Annotated in this window: 22 protein-coding genes; 12 read left to right on the forward strand and 10 right to left on the reverse strand. The window is 74.6% G+C overall.

Features of this window, described 5'->3' with window-relative positions:
* Positions 1-65: 65 nt before the first annotated feature.
* Positions 66-827 (forward strand): IclR family transcriptional regulator, encoded by a 762-nt coding sequence (locus tag ABZ459_RS44335; protein ID WP_357984541.1) that lies wholly within the window; start codon positions 66-68, stop codon positions 825-827.
* A gap of 39 nt (positions 828-866) precedes the next feature.
* On the opposite strand, the gene ABZ459_RS44340 is transcribed toward ABZ459_RS44335, so the two are convergent.
* Positions 867-1,631: an IclR family transcriptional regulator gene (locus ABZ459_RS44340; protein WP_357984544.1), complete on the reverse strand. Its 765-nt coding sequence runs from the start codon at positions 1,629-1,631 to the stop codon at positions 867-869.
* Between the two features lie 79 nt (positions 1,632-1,710).
* On the opposite strand from ABZ459_RS44340, the gene ABZ459_RS44345 reads away from it, so the two are divergent.
* The 4 genes from ABZ459_RS44345 to ABZ459_RS44360 are packed head-to-tail and all read left to right on the forward strand — an operon-like array spanning position 1,711 to position 5,615.
* On the forward strand, positions 1,711-2,865 hold the full coding sequence (locus ABZ459_RS44345; RefSeq protein WP_357984547.1) for a cupin domain-containing protein: 1,155 nt from the start codon (positions 1,711-1,713) through the stop codon (positions 2,863-2,865).
* Positions 2,862-3,695, forward strand: coding sequence for a fumarylacetoacetate hydrolase family protein (locus ABZ459_RS44350; RefSeq protein WP_357984550.1), 834 nt, complete (start codon positions 2,862-2,864; stop codon positions 3,693-3,695). The genes ABZ459_RS44345 and ABZ459_RS44350 overlap by 4 nt, the downstream gene beginning before the upstream one ends.
* A complete protein-coding gene (locus ABZ459_RS44355; RefSeq protein ID WP_357984552.1) occupies positions 3,695-4,342 on the forward strand; it encodes a maleylpyruvate isomerase family mycothiol-dependent enzyme in 648 nt (215 codons plus the stop codon). The genes ABZ459_RS44350 and ABZ459_RS44355 overlap by 1 nt, the downstream gene beginning before the upstream one ends.
* A 16-nt stretch (positions 4,343-4,358) precedes the next feature.
* Positions 4,359-5,615, forward strand: coding sequence for an FAD-dependent monooxygenase (locus ABZ459_RS44360; RefSeq protein WP_357984555.1), 1,257 nt, complete (start codon positions 4,359-4,361; stop codon positions 5,613-5,615).
* A 4-nt stretch (positions 5,616-5,619) separates the two neighbouring features.
* Here the strand turns inward: ABZ459_RS44360 and ABZ459_RS44365 are convergent, their stop codons facing one another.
* Both ABZ459_RS44365 and ABZ459_RS44370 read right to left on the reverse strand, forming a co-directional pair.
* On the reverse strand, positions 5,620-6,279 hold the full coding sequence (locus ABZ459_RS44365; RefSeq protein ID WP_357984558.1) for a response regulator transcription factor: 660 nt from the start codon (positions 6,277-6,279) through the stop codon (positions 5,620-5,622).
* Positions 6,276-7,427, reverse strand: a complete 1,152-nt coding sequence (locus ABZ459_RS44370; protein WP_357984561.1) for a histidine kinase — start codon at positions 7,425-7,427, stop codon at positions 6,276-6,278. The genes ABZ459_RS44365 and ABZ459_RS44370 overlap by 4 nt, the downstream gene beginning before the upstream one ends.
* 172 nt (positions 7,428-7,599) lie before the next feature.
* Here ABZ459_RS44370 and ABZ459_RS44375 point away from each other — a divergent pair, with 172 nt between their 5' ends.
* Both ABZ459_RS44375 and ABZ459_RS44380 read left to right on the forward strand, forming a co-directional pair.
* Positions 7,600-8,547, forward strand: a complete 948-nt coding sequence (locus tag ABZ459_RS44375) for an alpha/beta fold hydrolase (protein ID WP_357984564.1) — start codon at positions 7,600-7,602, stop codon at positions 8,545-8,547.
* Positions 8,544-8,696 (forward strand): hypothetical protein, encoded by a 153-nt coding sequence (locus ABZ459_RS44380; protein WP_357984567.1) that lies wholly within the window; start codon positions 8,544-8,546, stop codon positions 8,694-8,696. Before ABZ459_RS44375 ends, ABZ459_RS44380 begins: the two co-directional genes overlap by 4 nt.
* Here ABZ459_RS44380 and ABZ459_RS44385 read toward each other — a convergent pair.
* Entirely contained in the window at positions 8,659-9,669 is a 1,011-nt protein-coding gene (locus ABZ459_RS44385; RefSeq protein ID WP_357984569.1) for a helix-turn-helix domain-containing protein, read from the reverse strand. The genes ABZ459_RS44380 and ABZ459_RS44385 overlap by 38 nt on opposite strands.
* Before the next feature lie 71 nt (positions 9,670-9,740).
* Between ABZ459_RS44385 and ABZ459_RS44390 the strand changes: the two genes are divergently transcribed.
* Positions 9,741-10,064 (forward strand): cupin domain-containing protein, encoded by a 324-nt coding sequence (locus tag ABZ459_RS44390; RefSeq protein WP_357984572.1) that lies wholly within the window; start codon positions 9,741-9,743, stop codon positions 10,062-10,064.
* A gap of 34 nt (positions 10,065-10,098) precedes the next feature.
* On the opposite strand, the gene ABZ459_RS44395 is transcribed toward ABZ459_RS44390, so the two are convergent.
* The 5 genes from ABZ459_RS44395 to ABZ459_RS44415 all read right to left on the reverse strand — a co-directional run bounded on the left by ABZ459_RS44395 (position 10,099) and on the right by ABZ459_RS44415 (position 16,501).
* Complete coding sequence (locus ABZ459_RS44395) at positions 10,099-11,088, reverse strand: pyridoxamine 5'-phosphate oxidase family protein (RefSeq protein WP_357984575.1); 990 nt, start codon at positions 11,086-11,088, stop codon at positions 10,099-10,101.
* Complete coding sequence (locus ABZ459_RS44400; protein WP_357984579.1) at positions 11,088-11,729, reverse strand: hemerythrin domain-containing protein; 642 nt, start codon at positions 11,727-11,729, stop codon at positions 11,088-11,090. Before ABZ459_RS44400 ends, ABZ459_RS44395 begins: the two co-directional genes overlap by 1 nt.
* A gap of 45 nt (positions 11,730-11,774) precedes the next feature.
* On the reverse strand, positions 11,775-15,089 hold the full coding sequence (locus tag ABZ459_RS44405) for a BTAD domain-containing putative transcriptional regulator (RefSeq protein WP_357984582.1): 3,315 nt from the start codon (positions 15,087-15,089) through the stop codon (positions 11,775-11,777).
* Between the two features lie 147 nt (positions 15,090-15,236).
* The gene (locus ABZ459_RS44410; RefSeq protein WP_357984585.1) at positions 15,237-16,112 is read right to left on the reverse strand and encodes a sigma-70 family RNA polymerase sigma factor; all 876 of its coding nucleotides are present in this window, start codon (positions 16,110-16,112) and stop codon (positions 15,237-15,239) included.
* Positions 16,109-16,501 (reverse strand): VOC family protein, encoded by a 393-nt coding sequence (locus tag ABZ459_RS44415; RefSeq protein ID WP_357984588.1) that lies wholly within the window; start codon positions 16,499-16,501, stop codon positions 16,109-16,111. Before ABZ459_RS44415 ends, ABZ459_RS44410 begins: the two co-directional genes overlap by 4 nt.
* Positions 16,502-16,704: 203 nt before the next feature.
* Here ABZ459_RS44415 and ABZ459_RS44420 point away from each other — a divergent pair, with 203 nt between their 5' ends.
* A complete protein-coding gene (locus ABZ459_RS44420; protein ID WP_357984591.1) occupies positions 16,705-17,856 on the forward strand; it encodes a cellulose binding domain-containing protein in 1,152 nt (383 codons plus the stop codon).
* Positions 17,857-17,998: 142 nt separating this feature from the next.
* On the opposite strand, the gene ABZ459_RS44425 is transcribed toward ABZ459_RS44420, so the two are convergent.
* Complete coding sequence (locus ABZ459_RS44425; RefSeq protein ID WP_357984594.1) at positions 17,999-18,574, reverse strand: TetR/AcrR family transcriptional regulator; 576 nt, start codon at positions 18,572-18,574, stop codon at positions 17,999-18,001.
* An 84-nt stretch (positions 18,575-18,658) separates the two neighbouring features.
* Here ABZ459_RS44425 and ABZ459_RS44430 point away from each other — a divergent pair, with 84 nt between their 5' ends.
* From ABZ459_RS44430 to ABZ459_RS44440, 3 genes are all read left to right on the forward strand, one after another.
* Positions 18,659-19,066, forward strand: a complete 408-nt coding sequence (locus ABZ459_RS44430; protein WP_357984597.1) for a VOC family protein — start codon at positions 18,659-18,661, stop codon at positions 19,064-19,066.
* 44 nt (positions 19,067-19,110) lie between these two features.
* Complete coding sequence (locus ABZ459_RS44435; protein WP_357984600.1) at positions 19,111-19,470, forward strand: hypothetical protein; 360 nt, start codon at positions 19,111-19,113, stop codon at positions 19,468-19,470.
* A 97-nt stretch (positions 19,471-19,567) separates the two neighbouring features.
* Positions 19,568-20,059, forward strand: a complete 492-nt coding sequence (locus ABZ459_RS44440; protein ID WP_357984603.1) for a tetratricopeptide repeat protein — start codon at positions 19,568-19,570, stop codon at positions 20,057-20,059.
* The last annotated feature ends 992 nt before the right edge of the window (positions 20,060-21,051 follow it).

Consider the following 21,051-nt stretch of genomic DNA (forward strand, 5'->3'; position numbering starts at 1 on the left):
CCCACTGTGCAGGCAGGATGCCGCTCCAACCAGCACATCGTCTCGTTCAGCGATACGCTGTGCGGGTGACCGACCGGGCCGACCTCGACACCGTGCTGGGCAAGGCGGTGACGATCCTGCGCGCCTTCCGGCCCGACGACCGGGTCGTCAGCCTCGCCGAGCTGGTGCGGCGTACCGGCCTGCACAAGGCGACCGTCCACCGGCTGTCGGGCGATCTGGTCGCCAACCGCCTGCTCGACCGCGCCGACGGCGGCTACCGGCTCAGCCGCGGCCTGTTCGAGCTCGGCATGCTCGCCTCGCTCGAACGCAGCCTGCTCGAACTGGCGATGCCGTTCCTCCAGGACCTCTACGAGCGCACCCACGAGACCGTGCACCTCGGCGTGCGCGAGGGGCACGACGTCGTCTACGTCGCCAAGATCGGCGGCCACCGCCAGGCCAGGGCGCCCTCGCGCACAGGCGGCCGGATGCCGCTCCACTGCACCGCGATCGGCAAGGCGTTGCTCGCCTACGCCGGGCCCGACCTGCGGCGCGAGGTGCTGACCGGGCCGCTGGAACGGCGTACGCCGCACACCGTCGTCGCGCCGAGCATCCTGCGCGGCCAGTTGCGGCGCGTCACCGAGACCGGCGTCGCCTTCGAGGCGGAGGAGTCGGCCGTCGGGCTGGTGTGCGTCGCCGCGCCGGTGCTGGGGCGCGCCGACGAGCCGCTCGCCGCGATCAGCGTGGCCGGCCCCACCGGCCGGTTCCGGCCCGAGGGGCACGTGGCCGCGGTGCGCGCGGCGGCGGCCGCGCTCGGCAGCACGCTCACCCGGCGCGACCTCCTCCGGTGAACGGGCCGCGCAGCGGGACACGCCGTGCGGGCGGGCGGTTCAGAGGGCGCGGCTGATCGCGTCGGCCGCGGCCGTGAGCGCGGTGACGAGGGGTTTGATCTCCTTCGGGGAGTAGCGGACGCTGGGCATCGAGATCGACAGCGCCGCGCCGGTCGCGCCGTCGCGGCCCTTCACCGGGCATCCCACCGCTACCACACCCCGCTCGGTGCGCTCCAGGTTGAGCGCGACCCCGCTGTGCCGTACGGACCGCAGGTCCCGCCGCAGCCGCACCAGGTCGGGCAGCTCCTCGGCCGGGTCACCCCGGTCGTCGGCGGCGTAGAGCTGCGCCAGCTCCGCGTCCGAGAGGGCCGCCAGCGCCACCAGGCCGCCGGTGGCCTGGTGGGCCGGGAAGACCATCCCTTCCCGGCTGCCCACCCGCAGGGCCTGCCCGCACTCGACCGAGGCGATGAAGCGCACGTTGCGGCCGGTGCGGATGCTGAGGTTCACCGTCTCGTCGATCCGGTCCACCAGCGCCCGCATCTCGCCGAGCGCCGCCGCCCGCAGCGCGCCGACGTCGGACTGCGCGCGCTCGGCCAGCGCGAGGACCGGGCCCACCCGGTAGCTGCGGTCGTCGTTCTGCACCGCGAAATCGCGGTACACCAGCGCGGTCAGCAGCCGGTGGGCCGTGGAGCGGGCCACGCCGAGCCGTTCGGCGGCGGCCGAGACGGTGATCACCCCGTCGAGCTGGAGGATCTGCGCGAGCCGCAGGGCATGGTCGACGCTGGTGGGCGCGTAGGCCGGCGGGGTCTTCATGGGCTTCGCCATGGAACCGATCCTGGCACATGAATTCCGCTGTGCAGAATCCTCTTTTCCAGCCCGGCCGCCTGCGCGGATAGTCGGGGCCATGCCCCACGTGAACGCCGGCGGCTCGCCGGTCAAGATCGCCGCCGTGGACCGGCCGGACCAGCCCTCGCTCAGCCCCGAGCTGGAGGACCTCTACCGAGGCTTCGAGAAGGCGCTGCTCGTCCCGTTGTGGACGGAGATCGGCGACCTGATGCCGCCGCACCCGCGCTCCAGCGCGCAGCCGCACCGGTGGGAGTGGGGCACGCTGCTCGACCTCGCCGGCCGCGCCGGTGAACTGGTCCCGGTCGGCCGCGGCGGCGAGCGCCGGGCGATCGCGCTGGCCAACCCCAGCCTGGGCGGCAAGCCGTACGCGACGCCGACCCTGTGGGCCGCGATCCAGTACCTGATGCCGGGCGAGAACGCGCCCGAGCACCGGCACAGCCAGAACGCCTTCCGCTTCGTCGTCGAGGGCGAGGGGGTGTGGACCGTGGTCGAGCGCGACCCGGTGCCGATGCGCCGCGGCGACTTCCTCCCCCAGCCCGGCCTGCACTGGCACGCCCACCACAACGCGGCCGACACGCCCATGGCCTGGATCGACGGGCTCGACATCCCGTTCCAGTACGGCGTCGAGGCGCAGTTCTTCGACTTCGGCCGGGACACCCTCACCGAGGAGGAGCACGCCACCCCCGACCGTTCGCGCGCCGAACGGCTCTGGGGGCACCCCGGCCTGGCGCCGGTCTCCCAGCTCCGCCGGCACGAGGGCACGCCGTTGCTCTGCTACCGCTGGACCGACACCGACGCCGCGCTGGCCGACCAGCTCGCGCTGGAGCGGGAGGGGCACGCGGGCACGGTCGAGCCCGGCCACGCCCTGGTCCGCTACGTCGACCCGACGACCGCCGGCGACGTGCTCCCGACGATCCGGGCGCAGTTCCACCGGATCACGACGGGCGTGGAGACCGCGCCGCACCGGGAGACCGGCTCGTCGGTCTACCAGGTCTTCGACGGGTCCGGCCGGGTCACCGTCGGCGACCGGTCGTGGCGGGTGAGCCGCGGCGACCTGTTCGTGGTGCCGTCCTGGCAACCGCTGTCGATCCACTCGGAGGCGTCGGCCTCCGACTCCGACTCCGGCGCGCTCGACCTGTTCCAGTTCAGCGACGCCCCGATCTTCACCAGGCTCGGCCTGTACCGCAGCCACACCGAGGAGAACAGCCGATGAAGCTCGCCACCGTCCGTCTGGACGACCACCGCACCGCCGCCGTCCGCGTCGAGGGAGACGAGCTCGTCGAGGTGGGCCCGGCCGACGTCGGCGCGGTGCTGGCCGCGCCCGGCGGCCTGGAGGGCGCCGCGGCGGCCGACGGCCCGCGTCGCCCACTCACCGAAGCCGACCTCGCCCCGGTCGTGCCGCGGCCGAGCAAGGTCGTCTGCGTGGGGCTGAACTACCAGAACCACATCAAGGAGATGGGCCGCGACCTGCCCGAGTACCCGACGCTGTTCGCCAAGTTCGCCGACACCCTGATCGGCGCCTCGGACGACATCCGGCGTCCGGCGGAGACCGACCAGTTCGACTGGGAGGCCGAGCTCGCCGTGGTCATCGGCCGGCCGGTGCGGCGGGCGGACGAGGAGCAGGCGATCGCCGCGATCGCGGGGTTCACCGTGCTCAACGACGTCACCTGCCGGGACTGGCAGTTCCGCACCCGGGAGTGGCTGCAGGGCAAGAACTGGGACTCCACCACCCCGATCGGCCCGTTCCTGGTCACCGCGGACGAGACCGGCCCGCGACCGGCGCTCGACGTCCGATGCGAGGTCGACGGCCGGGTGATGCAGTCGGACAACACCGGCGACCTGCTCTTCGACCCGGTCCACCTGGTCCGCTACGTCTCGACGATGGTCCGGCTCAACCCGGGCGACGTGATCGCGACCGGCACGCCGGGCGGCGTCGGCCACGCCCGCAAGCCGCCGGTCTTCCTGCGCGGCGGCGAGCTCGTCGTGACCGAGATCGAGGGGCTGGGCAGGCTGGAGAACCGCGTGGTCGGCGAGGGCGAGTGATGGCGCGCGACCTCGCCACCACGCTCGCGTGGGTCGAGACGGGCACCGGCCTGTGCGCGTCGGCGATCGCCGGTCTGTCCGAGCGGGAGTACGACGCCGCGTCGGCCCTGCCCGGCTGGACGCGCAGGCACGTCGTGGCGCACCTGGCGGCGAACGCCGAGGCGATCGGCAACCTGGTCCGCTGGGCGCGCACCGGCGAGCCGACCCCGATGTACGCCTCGCCGCAGGCCCGCGCCGCCGGGATCGAGCGGGGCTCGCTGCTGGAGGCCGGCGAGCTGGTCCGGTGGTTCACCGAGTCGGCCGCGACCCTGGCCACCGCCATGGCGGCACTGCCCGAGGAGGCGTGGCGGGCCGAGGTGGTGACCGCGCAGGGCCGGACCGTGCCGGCGAGCGAGATCCCCTGGATGCGCAGCCGGGAGGTCATGGTGCACGCGGTGGACCTGGGGACCGGGCTCACCTTCGCCGACCTTCCCGACGGCTTCCTGCGGGAGCTGCGGGAGGACATCCGCGCCAAGCGCGGCCCCGGCGCGGTGCCCGACGTCGAGGGGTCGCTGCCCGACGTGACCGCCTACCTGGCCGGACGCCCGGCGGGCGGAGTGACCGCCGCCGGCGGCGGACGCCCACCGACCCTGCCCCCGTGGCTGTGACGAGAAGGAAGATCTGATGGGCACCCTCCCCTCCACCCGTGCCGACGTGATCGTCGTCGGGGGCGGCATCGGCGGCCTGTCCGCCGCCCTCGCCCTGGTCCGCCAGGGCCTGCGGGTCCGGGTGTACGAGCAGGCCTCGTCGTTCGGCGAGGTCGGCGCGGGCCTGCAGCTCGCCCCGAACTGCACCCGCATCCTGGACCGTTACGGCCTGCTGGCCGAGGCGTCCGCGCTCGGCGTGCTGCCCGAGACCATGGTCATGAAGGACGCCCTGGACGCCGCCGAGCTGACCCGGCTCGACCTGCGCGACGTCGAACGCCGCTACGGCTACCCCTACCTGGTGATCCACCGCAGCGACCTGCACGGCATCCTGCTCCGCGCCTGCGAGCGGGCGGGCGTCGAGCTGCTCACCGACGCCCGCTGCACGTGGTACGAGAACGTCGACGGCGGCGCCCGCGTGCGCTTCGCCGACGGCGTCGTGGACGAGGCGGACGTGGTGATCGCCGCCGACGGCCTGCACTCGATCGCCCGCGAGCTGCTGGTCCAGGACGAGCCGGTGAACTCCGGATATGTCGCCTACCGCTGCGCGGTGCCGTTCGAGCAGGTCGCCGGCAACGACGTGCACGACAAGGACGTCGTCGTGTACGTCGGGCCGCGTTGCCACTTCGTGCAGTACCCGCTGCGGGGGGCGGAGACGTTCAACCAGGTCGCCGTCTTCGAGTCGCCGAAGGCGCTGGCCGGCGAGGACGACTGGGGCACCCCCGACGAGCTGGACGCGGCGTTCGAGGGCACCTGCGACCAGGTCCAGCAGGGCCTGCCGCTGATGTGGCGCGACCGGTGGTGGCGGATGTTCGACCGCGACCCGATCATGACCTGGGTCACCGGGCGGATCGCGCTGCTCGGCGACGCCGCGCACCCGCCGCTGCAGTACATGGCGCAGGGCGCGATCATGGCGATCGAGGACGGCTGGGTGCTCGGCGAGCACGTCGCCGCCCAGCGTGCCGAGGGCCGCACGGACGTGGACTGGGACCGGGCGCTGGCCGCCTACGAGGCGGTACGGCCCGAGCACTGCCGCCGGGTGGTCGGCACGGCAAGGGCGTGGGGCGCGTTGTGGCATCTGGAGGGCGTCCGGAGACTGCAGCGCAACGCCCTGCTGCGGGAGCGCGACGTCCATGACTACGCGTTCGTCGACTGGATCTTCGGGCCGACGGCCCTGACCCCCGAGGACGAGCCGGAGATGTTCCGCCCGATCCCCCTCGACTCCGCGCCGTTGTGAGGCGTCAGGTCGCCAGGCCCCGGCGGTAGGCGTAGACCACCGCCTGCACGCGGTCCCGCAGGCCGAGTTTGGCCAGGATGCGTGACACGTACGTCTTGACGGTCTCCTGGCTGATCACCAGCGTGGCGGCGATCTCGCTGTTGGACCGGCCGTCGGCGATGAGACGCAGCACCTCCAGCTCGCGCGGGGTCAGCGCGGTCTCCCCGGACGGCGGCCGGGCGGGACGGATGCGGGCCGCGTACCGGCCGACCAGCCGGCGCGTCACCTCGGGGGCCAGCAGCGCGGCGCCCGAGGCGACGGTGCGGATGCCGTGCAGGAGCTGCGCCGGCGGGGCATCCTTGAGCAGGAACCCGCTGGCCCCCGCGCGCAGCGCCTCGTAGACGTACTCGTCGAGGTTGAACGTGGTCACCACGAGCACCTTGACCGGGTCGTCGACCCCCGCGCCGGCCAGCAGCCGGGTGGCCTCGATGCCGCCGAGCACCGGCATGCGCACGTCCATGACGACGAGGTCGGGGCGCAGCCGGCGGGCGAGGTCCACGGCGGCGCGGCCGTCGCCGCACTCCCCCACGACCTCCAGGTCGGGCTGGGCGTCGATGATCGTCGCAAAGCCGGTGCGGATCAGCGCCTGGTCGTCGCAGACCAGGACCCGGATCGGCGCGCTCACGCCGGGCCGCCCGCGGGGACGCGAGCCCGCACCACGAAGGCGCCGCCCGCCTGCCGGCCGGCGCTGAACTCGCCGCCGAGGGCGTCCACCCGCTCGCGGAGCCCGGCCAGGCCCCGCCCGCTCCCGCCGGGAGCGGCGGCGCGGGAGCCGGTGCCGTGGGTGCTGACCACCACGCTGATCTCCTTCTCGCCGTAGCGCACCTGGACCGCGGTCGGGCTGCCGTGGGCGTGTTTCAGGGCGTTCGTCAGGGCCTCCTGGACGACCCTATAGGTGACGAACTCGGCGCTGCCCGCCGATTCCGCCCGGCTGCCCTCCTCGGCGAACTCCACCGGCTGCCCCGCCCGGCGGGTCCGCTCCACGAGGGTGTGCAGGTCGGCGGCGGACGGCAGGCCGTCGGGGTCGTGGTCGGCCTTGAGCAGGTCGAGCATGTGCCGCAGGTCGGCGATGGCCCGCCGGCCGGTGTCGGTGACGGCGTTCAGCGTCGCGTCGAGACGTTCGGGGACGGCGGTCAGGTAGCGGGCGGCCTCGGCCTGCACCACCATCGCCGTCACGTGATGCGTCACGACGTCGTGCAGCTCGCGGGCGATCCGGGTGCGTTCGGCGGCGCGGGTGGCCTCGGCGACGTGGCGGCGGCGTTCCTCCTCGGCGGCGCGGGCGGAACGCAGCCGGGCCCCGATGCCCCAGGTGAGGGCCAGCGCCAGGTAGAACACCACGTACCCCTCCACCCGTTCGTCCGCGCCGAGCCGGTCGAGCGCGAGGGCCAGCGGCACGTACGCCAGGGAGAGGAGGACCACGGCGGCGCGCCGGAACCGCTCCAGATGGGCGCCCGCGCTGATGAGCGCGACGGGCAGCACGTTGCTCGCGAACAGGTGGTAGCCCCGCAGCTGGTCGAGCACGAAGCCGGCCGACACCAGCGCGAGGCACACCGCCGGCCACCGCCGCCGGACGGCGAGCGGCAGGCACTCCAGGGCGATCGCCACCAGAGCGACCGCGTCCAAGGGCCGGGCGGGCAGGTCGCCCACCTGCGTGCCCTTGTCGTGCAGGCCCGGCAGGAGCGACGCGACGGCCACCAGCAGCCCGAACGGCGAGTCCCGGACCACGACGTCGCACCGCCGCCACGCCTCCGCGGTCCGCCCCAGATCGATCACCGGGCGAGCGTAGCGGGACCACGGTCGTGCGGGTGCCGAGAAGCCCCCTTTGTCCCCCGTGCGAGCTACCGGGGAATGTCCACCCTGCGGTGACGATCCCGGCACCGTCCGGTCCGTAGCGTTGCCGGGCGGCCGCGGCGTTCCGTCGGCCTTTCCCGTTCGCACCCCCGCCGTGCGCGTCGCCCTCGCGGCGGCGGCCGGCTCACTGGAGGACCTCATGCTCGCCAAGATCAGGACACCCGTCGCGGCCGCGCTGTGCTGCATCGGTCTCGGCGCGGGGGTGGCCGGCTGCGACGGCGACGCGATGGAGAAGTGGGACCCCTTCGCCGCCTCCACGCCGACGTCCGGGGCCGCGCCGATCTCCGGCACCGAGAAGATCACCGTGGCCGGCCGGTCGGTGAACGTGTCCTGCTCGGGCGAGCCGGTCGAGGGCGGGCCGGTCGTCGTCCTGATGCACGGCGGCGGCGACGGGCTGGACAAGATGGCGTCCCTGCAGAAGACGTTGAGCGGCAGGCACCGGGTCTGCTCCTACGACCGGCTCGGCGCGGGCGCGAGCGACCAGCCGGAGGGCCCGCAGGACCTGGCCGGCAGCGGCAGGATCCTGACCGGCGTGCTCGACCGCGTCGCCGGGAAGGCCCCGGTCGTCCTGGCCGGTCACTCGCTGGGCGGGCTGATCGCCGCCCGGTACGCCCCCGACCACCAGGACAGGATCAAGGGGCTGGTCCTGCTGGACGCCACCCCGCCCACCATGATGAACGACATCGAGAAGGCGATCCCCGAGTCCGCCAAGGGGCCGGCGGCCGAGCTGCGCGCGCAGAACCTGGCGATCTTCCAGGGGCAGAACCCGGAGAAGCTGGTCATCGCCGACGGCGCGGTCCGCTCCGCCGGTGACATCCCGGTCGAGGTCGTCAGGCACGGCAAGCCGTACCTGGAGGCCCTGCCCGAGTACGGGCCGCGCCTGGAGCGGGCGTGGGCGGCGGGCCAGCGCAAGTGGCTCGCGCTGTCCGGCCGCAGCAGGCTGAGCACGGCCGCCGACAGCGGCCACTACATCTACGTCGACCAGCCCGGCGTCGCCGTCCAGGCCGTCGAGCGTGTCACCGGGCAGGCGCAGGGCCGGTGATCCGGCCGATCGCGGGGATCTGGGCGAGCGGGCCGGGGATCACCCGGGTCGAGGGCACCACCCGGACGGTGGCCTACGGCATCCTGCGCGCGGACCGGGAGAGCGGCGAGGTCACGCCGGTGGCGTGGGCGGACGAACCCCGCCCCTGACGGGGGACGGTCGCGAGGAGACGTCTTGATCGCCGAACGAGCGGCGGTAGGCGGCGGGCGTGGTGTGCACCAGGGAGTGGAAACGTCTGCGGAGGTTGGCGGCCGAGGACAGGCCGACCCTGACCGCGATCGTCTCCACGAGGAGGTCGGTCTCCTCCAGCAGGGCCCGCGCCGCCGTGACGCGCTGCTGGAGCAGCCACCGGCCGGGGCTGACGCCGAGCTGCCCGGCGAACCTGCGGGCGAGGGTCCGCGGGGAGATTCCGGCCCGCGCGGCGAGGTCGTCGAGGGTGAGGGGCTCGTCCAGCCGTTCGGCGGCCCAGTCGAGGAGCGGCGCCAGCGTCTCCGGCCGGCGGTCGCCGGTGGGCGCGGTGCTGTACTGCAGCTGGCCGCCCTCGCGGTGCGGGGGCATGACCATGTGGCGGGCGATGTGCGCGGCGTAGGCCGCGCCGTGGTCGGCGCGGGCCAGGTGCAGGCACAGGTCGATGCCGGCGGCGGTGCCGGCGCTGGTGGCGAGGTCGCCCAGGTCGATGTACAGCGTGTCCGGTTCGACCTGTACGTCGGGAAAACGGTCCGCGAGCTCGGCGGCGAGCCGCCAGTGCGTGGTCGCCCTGCGCCGATCGAGCAGTCCGGTCTCGGCGAGCAGGAAGGTGCCCGAGCAGATCGTGACGATCCGGGCGCCTCGCCGGTGGGCCCGCCGGATCGCGTCGATCACGGCGGCCGGCGCCGGGTCGTCGCGGCGGTGCCATCCGGGGATCACCACCGTGTCGGCGGCCTCCAGCGCCGACAGGCCCGCGCCGACCGCCATGTCGTACCCGGCCAGGGTCGGCACGGCGCCCGGACGTTCGGCGCACACCTGGAACGAGTAGCGGGCGGGCAGACCCGGCCGGCGCACGCCGAAGACCTCCGCCGCGCACGCCAGCTCGAACGTGGACTGCGGCGGCAGGACCAGCGCCACCACTCGCTGAACAGTCATGGCAGAAAAATACCTGTAGACGTCAATCCAGACACTGGGCGGGGGGCGACGTCCGCCGCGACGATGGGGTCATGACGCAAGATGCGAACGACGTCCAGATCCTGCACGTTGACGAGGTCGAACCCGTCGAGGTCGTCCCCGGGATCGTCCGGCGGCGGCTGCCCGTCACCGACCGGGCCCGCGGCTGGATGTACGACTTCGCCCCGGGCACCGAATGGCCCGAGGTGGACGTGCACGACGGCGAGGAACGCTACTACGTGATCTCGGGCGAGTTCATCGACCGGGGACAGCGGCTCGGACCGGGCAGCTACGTCGTGTTCGCGCCGGGCAGCACGCATCGCCCGCGCACCGAGACGGGCGCGCGCATGCTGGGCATCAGCATCCTCACCCCGTAGGGGCGCCCCGCCGGCCGGGGACCGGCGGGCGGCGTCAGTCGCGCGGGCGGCGGACGCGGGGCACGGGCTGGCCGCGGCGGGCGGCCTCGGCCTCCAGGCGCTTCCTCAGCATCCTGCCCTGGCCGAGGAACGAGCGGCTGCGCTCGCGGCGGCTGCCGGCAAGGCTCCAGTCGTTGAGCGCCCGCTCGACCCGCACGCTCAGCCGGTCGCCCGCGCCGGTGGCCCGCCCGACCAGCACGACGTTCTCCTGCCACTCCATGGCCTGGCCGTGCCGGTGGAAGGTCAGGCACACCGGCCCGTCGGCCGCCTGGACGCCCGCGGGCAGCAGCAGGTCGAAGCCCGCCTCGGTCCGTACGGCCGAGCGGGTGCGCACGGCCAGCGGCATGCCGTCGGCCACCATGGTGACGACGGGCTCGCCCAGGTGGGCGGCGCGGCCGGCGAACGGCCGCCAGTCCGCCGGCGGGACCGACCGGCTCGGCAGCCGGGGGCCGGTGGGGGCGGGATCGGAGGCGGGCGCGGCGACGTCCGCAGGGCCCGTCCAGATCTCGGGCGTCCTGGACAGGTCGCCCTCGGGCCACCAGACGATCCGCTCGGGGGTGACCTCCACCCAGATGCGGGCGAAGTACCAGCCCAGCCGCTTCACCAGGAACCACGGCATCCCGGCGAACCCGGCGCCGGTCTTGGCCGGCGACTCGCGGACGTACCGGTCGGTGCCGGCCTGCAGGTCCGCGTCGCGCACGGTCGCCCGGCCCTGCACCAGGACGACGGGCGCCCGCTCCGGCCCGCCGCCCTCCGCGCCGGAGCACAGCAGCGCGACGCGCGGGTCCCGGCGGGCGCGCTCGGCCTTGTCCGGGTAGGTGAGCCCGGTGCTGACGTCGATCGTGCCGCCCGCGCCGGCGTACGGCGTGACGGGCCAGGTGACGGGGCGGCCGTCGCGGGTGAGCGAGGCGTACTCGCAGACCAGGGCGCGGCCGAAGACCTCGGCCGCCCGGCGCGGCGAGAAGGTCGGTGCGGATGCGGTCATCACGGCTCCAGGATCATGTCGGCGGGGGTGGTGCCGTACAGGCGGGTGAAACGCCGCCGGTAGGCCGGCCACCAGAACAGGCGGAACATCAGCCGGGCCACGACCGGCAGGTCCGCGTACGACGCCGCGAGCAGGCGGGCGTCGGCGCTGGAGGCGAGCCAGCCGAGGATGACGGGGACCCGGCGGCGGCCGAAGTCGTCCATCGCCCGGCGCCGGTCGGCCTCGACGTCGGCGGGGGTGAGGTGGGCGAGCATGAGCGGCACGGCGACCCGCTCCTCGTGGTCGAGGTGCTCGTTGACGAGGTCGTGCAGCCGCCGCAGCGTCGCCGCGCGCCCGGCCAGGGGCGTCCCGCGGTCGGCGGCGGCCTCGATCAGCGGGTCCAGCAGGCAGTGCTCGGACTCCAGCCCGGCCAGCGCGTCGGCCGCCTGCGGGGCGCGGCCGGTGAGCTTGGGCCACAGGGTGGCGTCCTCGTGCGAGTGGTGGGCGTGCAGCATGTCCAGCACGAGCGCGAGCTGCTCCTCGATCAGTTCCTCGTGCGCGTCGTCACGCGGGTCGCCGCACGCCTCGGCCAGGCGACCGAACTCGGCGCGGAAACCGGCGTGCATCATCAGGAAGCCGGTCAGGTGTTCTGGTGTGATCATCAGTCTGTTCCCTCACGTGTCGGGAACAGCGTGCGCGCCGCGCCTCTACGTGCACTTGGCGAGGGCTTGGCGGGCCCTTGTCAGCCAGTAGGCGGCGCCGGCCCGCTCCAGTTGGCGCACCGCCTCGGTCAGGTGGGCGCGGGCCCCCTCGCGGTCACCGAGCGCCAGCAGCGCCTCGCCCAGGTGGCCGTCGTACGCGCCGTCGACGGTGGTGCACGCGCCGTTCACGTGCAGCAGCCCGGCGAACGGACGGAACGCGTCGTAGACCTCCCGGACGACGTCCGCCTCGCCGAGCCGGATCGCCGCCTGCAGCCGGCACATGGCGGCCATCGCCCAGTGGTAGTCGCGCGGCGGCATGGGCGTCTCGCGCAGGATCCGCCGGGCGCGCTCGGGCTCGCCCAGCTCCGCCAGCGCGTATGCCAGGGCGTAGGCGGGCCCCGCCAGGCCGGTGTGCCGGGCCATCTCCCCGAGCCAGGCCGCCTCCTCGCCCAGGCGGTCCTCCTGGAGGATCGTCTCGGCCCGTCCGGCGAGCATGCTGAGCTCGAAGTAGGCCAGGTCGGCGAACGACAACATCGCCCTGACGGGCTCGAAGTGCCGGGCCGGGTCGGGGACGCCCTGGAACAGGTCGAGCCCCACGTGCGCCACCGCCGCCTGCAGCGCCAGCGTGGGACTGTGCAGGTCGCGCAGCAGCGTGCCGATCTCGGCCAGCAGGTCGCGGGCCTGCCGCACCCTGCCGTGCTCCACGTGGTGGGAGACGAGGTGGAGCTGTGCGATCACCCTGAGCTGGGGCGACAGGTCCGGCTCGGCCAGCAGGCGGCGGGCGGTCCCGGCGCGCTGCTCGACGAAGTCCTGTCCCTGCAGTGCGATGAGCCGCAGGTGCAGGACGCGCCGCAGCAGGGCGGGGTCGTCCAGGCGCTCGGCCGCCGCGACGGCCCGCGAGGAGACCGCGGCGACCTCGTCCTCGCGGCCGGTCTGGGCGAGCACGACGGACCGGACGGCCTGCGCCGTCGCCCAGGCCGGCGTGGACGGCGGCAGCTCGCGCGCGGCCCGGTCCGCCGCGTCGCGTACGGCGGCCACGTCGACGCCGTACCGGAAGGGCACCCAGATGCCGTGTCCCATCGCGATGTCGGCGGCTCTGACGGCCTTGTCCAGGTCGTCGCCGGCCATGGCGAGCGCCTGCTCGACCGCCTCGTAGCCCTCGTCGAACCGGCCGGCGGCGTAACGGCTCTCCGCCAGCCCGACGGCCAGCTCGAACCGCTCGGCCGCGCTCGCGCCGGCCGGCTCGGCGGCCGCCAGCGCCTCCTGCCAGGACACGGCCGCGTCGTCGGGCGCGTGCCGCCGCAGGGCCGCCCGCGCGGCGCGGGCCGCGTAGTCCATCGCCATGCGGGCGGGCTCCGCGCCCAGCTCCGCCGCCGCCAGCCAGTGCCGCGCGATCACCGCCGCGCGGTCGTCGCGGTCGTCCCGGTCGCCGTGCACGGCGGTGAGGGCGGCCGCCACCTGCTCGTGCACCCGCGCCCGCCACAGCCGCGACCGGCGCGACAACAACGCGTCGGTCACCAGGGCGTGCGCGAACTCGTAGCCGCCCAGCCGGTACGACGACTCCCGGACCAGCCCCGCGCCGAGCGCCGCGTCGAGCGGCGGCAGCAGGTCGCCGACCGTCCCGCCGGCGACCCGGGCCAGGACGACCGCCTCGAACTCGTCGCCCATCACGGCGGCCAGCTCCAGCACGCGGGCCGCCTCCTCCCCCAGGCCCGCCACCCGGTGCAGCACGACGTCCAGGACGCCCTGCGGCAGCCCGTCGCCCGCCCGGGCCAGCTCGGCGAGGAAGAACGGGTTCCCGGCGGTGCGCCGGCGCAGCTCCTCGGCCCCGTCCCCGCCCGGATCGCGGCCGGACATCTCCTTGACCAGCGTGCGCACCTCCTGGGTGGCGAGCCCGTCCAGCCCGAGCCGGCGCGCGCCGAGCCGGGACAGCGCCGAGAGCGTGGCGGTGAGCGCCGACGCCTCGTGCCGCCGGAAGGTCGCCACCAGCAGCAGGCCCGGCCGGGCGGTGGCGGCCACGTGGACCAGCAGCCGCAGCGTGGCGTCGTCGGCCGCGTGCAGGTCCTCCAGCACGACGACCGCCGGGCCGACCGCGGCCAGGAACGCGCCGACGGCCTCGAAGAAGCGCAGCCGCGCCCCCTGCGCGTCGGACGCCGGGACCGCCTCAGGACCGCCCGACAGGAACGTGCCGACCTCGCCGGGCAGGGCGGCCTGCGGGGCCGCGGCGGCGAGGTCGCGCAGGACGCGTTCCCAGGGCCACAGGGCGGGCGCGGTCTCGTGGTCGGGGCTCGCCCCCCAGCCGACCGGCACGCCCGCGGTCGCGCGGAACCGTCTCAGCAGGCTCGTCTTGCCGACGCCCGGCTCGCCGTCCACCAGCACGACCTGCCCGGCGGCGGACGCCGCCCCGGCCGCCTCGGTCAGGAACTCCAGCGCGCTCTCCCGGCCGACGAACAGCGGCGGGTCCGGCGCGGGATCGTCGGCCCTGGGCGCCGCCGTCCGCACCGGCATCCGCGGCGGGGACGACGGGGATGACGGCGTGGTGGCGGGGCGGTTCGCCGGTAACAGGGCGGCGTCCTGGCGGAGCACGGCGGTTTCGAGCTCCCGCAGCCGCGGCCCCGGGTCGATGCCCAGTTCCCCGGCGAGCACGTCCCGCACCCCGCGCAGGCATGCGAGGGCCGCCGCCTGCCGGCCCGCGCGGTAATGGGCCAGCACCAGCAGTTCCCAGGCGCGCTCCCGCAGCGGGTGCTCGCGGACGAACGGGTCCAGCCGCGCCACCACGTCCGTGTGGCGGCCCAGTTCCAGCAGGGCCGCGGCCAGCGCCTCCACCGCGTCCAGCCGGACCTGTTCCAGGCGGCCGATCTCCGGTTGCGCCCAGTCCTGCGCGCGCACGTCCGCGTACGGGTCGCCGCGCCACAGGCCGAGCGCCTCGGCGAGGGCGGCCGCCGCCTGCTCGTGCCGTCCCGCGGCCAGGTGGGCGGAGCCGGCCGACACCAGCGTCCCGAAGTCCGCCGTGTCGAGGCCGAGCCCGCCGGTCATCAGGCCGTAGCCGTCGGCGGCGCTGACCAGGACGGCCGGGGTCGCGCCCGGCCGCCGGTCGGGCTCCAGCCGCCGGCGCAGGTTGGAGACGTACACCTGCAGGCTTCCCTGGACGCTCGGCGGCGGGTCACCGGCCCACAGCCGGTCGGCCAGCAGGTCGGCGGGCAGCACGCGGCCGGCGTGCATCGCGAGCAGGGCGAGCAGGGCCCGCTGCTTGGGCGGCCCGACCGGTACGGCCTGCCCGGCCACGACGAGTTCCATGGGCCCGAGGACGTTCAGCCGCACGCGCCCATGGTAGGGGCCGCCTGTGAACCGGTCCAGACGCGACATTCACCGCACCGCTCGACCGGCCCGGCACGACTTGCCGAGCCCGGTCCGGCCACGACCGGGCCGGCTCAGGCCGGGGCGGGCCGGCCTCTGACGACCACCGGCTCAGGCCGGGGCGGGCCCGTCGAGCGCGGCGAGCTTGGCCGGATCGACGACGATGTGGATGCCGGTGATCCGGCCCCCGGCGACGGTGAAGGCGATGGCGGACAGCGGGGTGCCGTCGGCCCGCCAGGACAGGTGGCCAGGGAGCCCGTCCACCAGCACGGGCCGCTGCCGGGCGACCTCTCCGGAGAACATGCGGGCGCCGGCGGCGACCGCGGTGGCGCCCAGGGTGACGACCACGCCGCCGGGGGTGTCGACGGTCAGCTTCACGTCCGGGTCGAGGACCCGCAGCAGCGCCTCGAAGTCGCCGCCGAGCGCGGCGGCGCGGAAGGCGTCGACGGCCTCCCGGTGCTCGCGGCCGGGGTCCGCCGCCCGGTCCGTGGCCCGGACCTTGCGGCGGGCGCGGCTGGCGATCATCTTGGCGGCGTCGGCGGACCTGCCCAGGATGTGGCCGATCTCCTGGAACGGGACCCCGAACAGGTCGTGCAGGACGAACGCCAGCCGCTCGCTCGGGGTGAGCGAGTCGAGCACCACGAGGAGGGCGAGGCCGACCGAGTCGGCCAGCGCCGCCCGCTCGTCCGGCGTGGGCTCGTCGGCGGGCGTCACCAGCAGGTCCGCGAACTCCTGCCCGTACGCCGTCTCGGGGTGGGCCTGGCGGGATCTCAGCAGGTCCAGGCTGATGCGGCCGACCACGGTGGTCAGCCAGCCCGCCAGGTTGCCGATCGTCCGCACGTCCTGGCGGACCAGCCGCATCCAGGCCTCCTGGACCACGTCCTCGGCGTCGGCGTGCGAGCCCAGCACCCGGTAGGCGACGGCGCGCAGCCGATCGCGCTGGGCCTCGAACGCCTCGGCCACCGGGCCGGCCGGGTGCGCGGTCACGGCCTGCGCTGCTGGCGGAGCGAGATCCGGTTGCCGTCCGGATCCACCGCCTCGGCGCGGACGCCGAACGGAAAGTCCACGGGCTCGGGCTCCTCGAAGGTGACACCCCGCCTGCGCATGACCTCGAAGTCCTTCCGCAGGTCGTCGGATTCCAGGATCAGCGGGCCCGGCGCGCCTTCCCCGCCCGCGTCGCCCGGCTGTCCGGCGGCCCGCGCATGCGACCACAGCAGGATCTGCACCGGGCTGCCGGGCACGCCGACGGTGAGGAAACGGCCGTCGGGCCCCGGGACGTCGACGCGCTTCTCCAGGCCGAGCCCCGCGGTGTAGAACTCCAGGGCGCGGTCCTGGTCGGTGACGTAGACCGTCGTGTACATGATGGTGGTCAGCATTCTGCTCTCGATTCACTCGTGGGCCTGACGACCGTTCGTTCTCGGTCGTCATCCCCATGACGAGTGGCGGCGGGAAAAGGTAACACGGCCGGTCCGGCCCGGCGGATTCCCGGCTTTACGGAACATGAAAACTCGTTCACGATCACTGCGAGGGGGTGCAGGCTCGATCAGAAGGAGGCCCTATGCGGCCTGGCAGACGATCCTTGGGAGCGGTTGGCCTCACCCTCGGATTCCTCACACTGGCGTTGTTCCTCGCCGCGCTGGCGATCGGCCCGACCGGGAGGACGGCTCTGGCCTCCGTCCCGGCGGCGCACGACGTGGCGGACGCGGCCGTCCCCGCGGCTTACGACGCGGCCGACGCGGCGGCCGACGACGCGCCGCCGACCCGACCCGGCGGGCTGCGGCCGTGCCCGGTGCCGTTCGCCGCCAACCCGACCGGCTACGCGTCCATCTGCTGGTCAGCCTCCTCCGACGACACGGGCGTCGCCGGGTACGACCTGTACCGCCTGGACCCGGACGGCTTCGTCCTCGCCAGTAGCACGACCGGCACGGTCGGCGGCTTCTCCGGCGAGCTGAACCGCCTGTACACGATGTACGTCGTGGCCAGGGACCTGGCGGGGCAGCTCAGCCCGCCGTCCGCCCTGATCACGGTGCCGGCGACGCTCGGGATGACCCCGACCAGCTCGCCCACCCCGCTGCCGGGCGACCACGTGCCCCCGTCCAAGCCCACCGGGCTGCGCGACGCCTGCCTGCAGGACTACCCGGGCGTCACGTTCTGCTGGCAGCCGTCGAGCGACAACGTGGCGGTGACGGCGTACGACGTGTACCGGGAGACGGCGACGGCGTACCGCAGGGTCGGCACGGTCCTGCCGCCGAGCCTGAACTTCGCCGAACCCGGCCTGGTCGTCGGGCAGCGCTACACCTACGTCGTGGTCGCCAAGGACGCGGCCGGCAATCTCAGCGTGCCGTCGGACCCGTTGTCCGCGCTGGCCAGGGAGGGGCTGCCGTCGCCCACCCCGTCGTCGGGCGCGCCGTGCACGGTGACGTACCGGGCCACGACGGGAGGGCCGCGGCTGGACGCCGAGCTCGTCGTGCGCAACACCGGGACGGCCCCGGTCGACGGGTGGACGCTGACGGTCGACTACCCGGCGGCGGCCGCCGTGCGCCTCGTCTCGGGCTGGTCCGCGAACTGGACCCAGGCCGGTGCGGGGGTGGCCGGCGTGAACAAGCAGTGGAACAAGGTCATCGGGGTCGGCTCGCAGACCCACGTCGGGTTCACCGCCACGTACGGCGGCGGCGCGCCGCCCTCGCCGGTGAGCTTCGCGCTCAACGGGAAGACCTGCGCCACCGGCTGACGCCCCGGCTCGTAGCTGCTCGGCGGGGATGACCACGGCGGTCGCCAGGCCGCCCCGCCGAGCCCGACCAGCCCGACCGGCCCGGCCGGCCGGCCCGTCGCGAGCGCGAGCTGTCGGTGGCCGGTGGCCGGGGGCCGCCGCTTCAGGCGCGCAGGGCGTCGAGGAGGCGGGACAGCGCCGCCTGGGTGTCGGCCAGCTCGTCCGGGGCGGACTGCGCCAGCCACAGCGCGGCCTCGTTCATCGCCCCGGACAGCAGGCGGGCCAGGGGCGCGACCGGCTGGGCGGGGATGGCGCCGGCCGCGACGAGCGCGGCCAGCGCCTCGGTCAGGTGCCGGACGCTGGTGGCCTCGTCGATCGCCCGCCACTCGTTCCAGCCGAGCACGGCGGGGCCGTCGATCAGCATGATCCGCTGCACGTCGGGATCGGCGCCGGCCGCGACGAACGCCGCGCAGCCCGCCTTGAGCTGCGCCCACGGGTCGTGCTCGGCGTCGGCCGCCGCGGCCACCCGGTCGGCCACCTCACGCTGCACCTGTTCCAGCACGGCCCGGAAGAGGTCGGGCTTGCCGTCGAAGTGGTGGTAGAGGGCGCCTTTGGTGACGCCGGACTCGCCGACGATCTCCGCCAGCCCCACCCCGGCATAGCCCCGGGTCGCGAACAGACGCCTCGCCGTGGCGAGCAACGTGCGGCGGGTGCGTTCCTTCTGCTCCGTCCTGGTCACTGCGTCCCCTTTGACATACCGACGGTATCCCAAATAGTGTACGCCCACATACCGTTGGTACGTGAAACTGATGAGGAGGAGCGCATGGAGCTGAGCAGCGTGTATCCGGTGGTGTGCACGGCAGATCTCGACGCGTCGAAGGACTTCTACGTCCGGCTGTTCGGGTACGAGGTGACCTTCGAGGCCGACTGGTACGTGAGCCTGCGCCGCGGGCCGTACGAGCTGGCCCTGCTCGACCACCGCCACCCGACGCTGCCCGCCGCCTACCGCCGGCCGGTCGCGGGGCTGCTGATCAACTTCGAGGTCGCCGACGTCGACGCCGAGTGGGAGCGCCTGGTGGGGCGCGAGGGGCTGACCCCGGAGCTGGCGCTGCGCGACGAGGACTTCGGCCAGCGGCACTTCATCGTCGCCGACCCCAACGGCGTCCTGGTGGACGTGATCACGCCGATCCCGCCCTCGCAGGAGTACGCGTCCCAGTACGCGCCCGAGTGAGACCGGCGCTGGACCCGTCGTACGCGTACGTGAATCATGGAAGGGTGCGTACGGGTTTCGCCCATGAGGCGACGATCGTCATGGACGCGGACAGCGATGTGCGCGCCCCCGGCGCGGCGATCACCGTGGCGCTGTGCGGGCACTGGGAGCACGAGCCGCCCTGCCCGATCGCGGCGCACCACACGGCCGCCGACCGCCGGGGCGACGTCGTCCGGGTGCGGGTCCTGTTCGCGGGCGAGGCGGCAGCCGAGGCCGACGTACGGGCCCGCATCGACGCCGCGCTGGCGCGGGGCACGCTCGACGGCCCCGACGGGATCACCACCCGATGGCGGCTCGTGGACACCCGGCCCGGCCGCCCGCGCGCGGCGGAACTGCCGCACCTCGAACGTCTCCGGCACGGATGAAGCCCGCCGAATTACGGCGGTCACGGCTCGGCAGGCGTCCGGATCGGTCCGGACAAGTACGCTGACCGCTGTTTCCCGCGACAGTGAAGGAGCGCCGATGACCGCCGATCCGACGATGGCCAGGATCGGCCAAGGGGTGGACTTACATCACCACCAAGGCCGGCCCGAAGCCGCTCGCGATTTGTTCGCGCAGATCTGGGACGACATCGGCGGCGAGCAGGGCGAACCGCTGCACGTCTGCGTTCTCGCCCACTCGATGGCCGACGTGCAGGACGACGTGCGCCAGGAGCTGATGTGGGACCTGCGCGCGCTCGCCGCCGCCGACCGGGTCACCGACGAACAGGTGGCACAGGCCGGGGTGGCGATCCCGGTGGTGGCCCTGTACCCGTCGCTGCACCTGAACCTGGGCGAGTGCTACCGCAAGCTGGGCGATCTCGACCGCGCCCGTGACCACCTCGACCAGGCCCGAGCCGGGATCGGCGCTTTGGGCGACGACGGGTACGGGCGACTCGTCAGGGGCGGCCTGGACCGACTGGCCGGCCTGCTGAATTCCAACAATTCCCCTGTCCCCCCGACCACGAAACCCTGAACCGGTTTTCCCACCGCCATTTCGCCCGGACCGATTCCCAACGAATATCAGCCCCCCTTCACCGACCCCCTCGACAACAAAATCAACAATTTCTGATTCCGAACGACAAAGCCCCCCAATTATTTGAGCCCACGCCACACCTGAGCATCCAGCAGCCCCGGGGTCCGGGGGGCCGAGGGATCCGGAGGGCAGGAGACCCGGACGCAGGGGGCACAAGGGGCCGAGGGGCCCACGAGACCCGGGAGGGGAGGGGGGCACGAGGGCCGAGAGTCCGAGGGGTCCGGGGTCGGGGACCGAGGGGGCAGGGACCGAGGGGGCAGGGGATCTGAGGCCTCCCGACCCGGGAGTCCGCGACCCGGGAGTCCGGAGCCCGAGAGTCCGCGCCCCGGGAGTCCGGGGCCCGGCTTCCATGCCTCCAGACCGCCGGGCGGGCCGGAGTATGCGCGGCCTGGGCAGTCACCTCACCTCACCGCACCTCACCCAGCGCGCCACCCGACCGCGCCGTACCGCAACGTTCGCGCCGCCAGACCGAGTCGCCGGACCGAGCCACCCCGTCACCCCACCCGTCACCCCACCCAGCGCGCCGTCCCACCCCGCCGTACCGCCGGACCACACTGCCGCCAGACCACCCAGAGCAGGAGCAGCAGGCCCGGCTCGCGGAGGCCAATCGCGCCGCGGACCACGCCACCGGACCGGACCACCGCCGCGCCGCCCAACCGCACGCCCCGCCGCCTCCCTCTGCCGCGCCGTCCTTTCCTGCCACCTAACCGCGGGCCCGGCTGCCTCACCGCACCGCGCCGCCCGGCCACGCCGCCCGGCCACGCCACCCGACCGCGCCGTCCGGCCACGCCACCCCTTCCTGCCGTGCCACCGACACGCCGCCGCCCGGTCGCGCCGCTCGGCCGCAGGAGTCATCCGCCAGAGGGCCGACTTCGTCCGCTCCGGCCATCGGGCCGGTCGCGTTCGAGGCGCCATGGCCCCCTCGGACGCCC

It is taken from the genome of Nonomuraea sp. NPDC005692, assembly GCF_040631115.1.
GTDB lineage: Bacteria > Actinomycetota > Actinomycetes > Streptosporangiales > Streptosporangiaceae > Nonomuraea.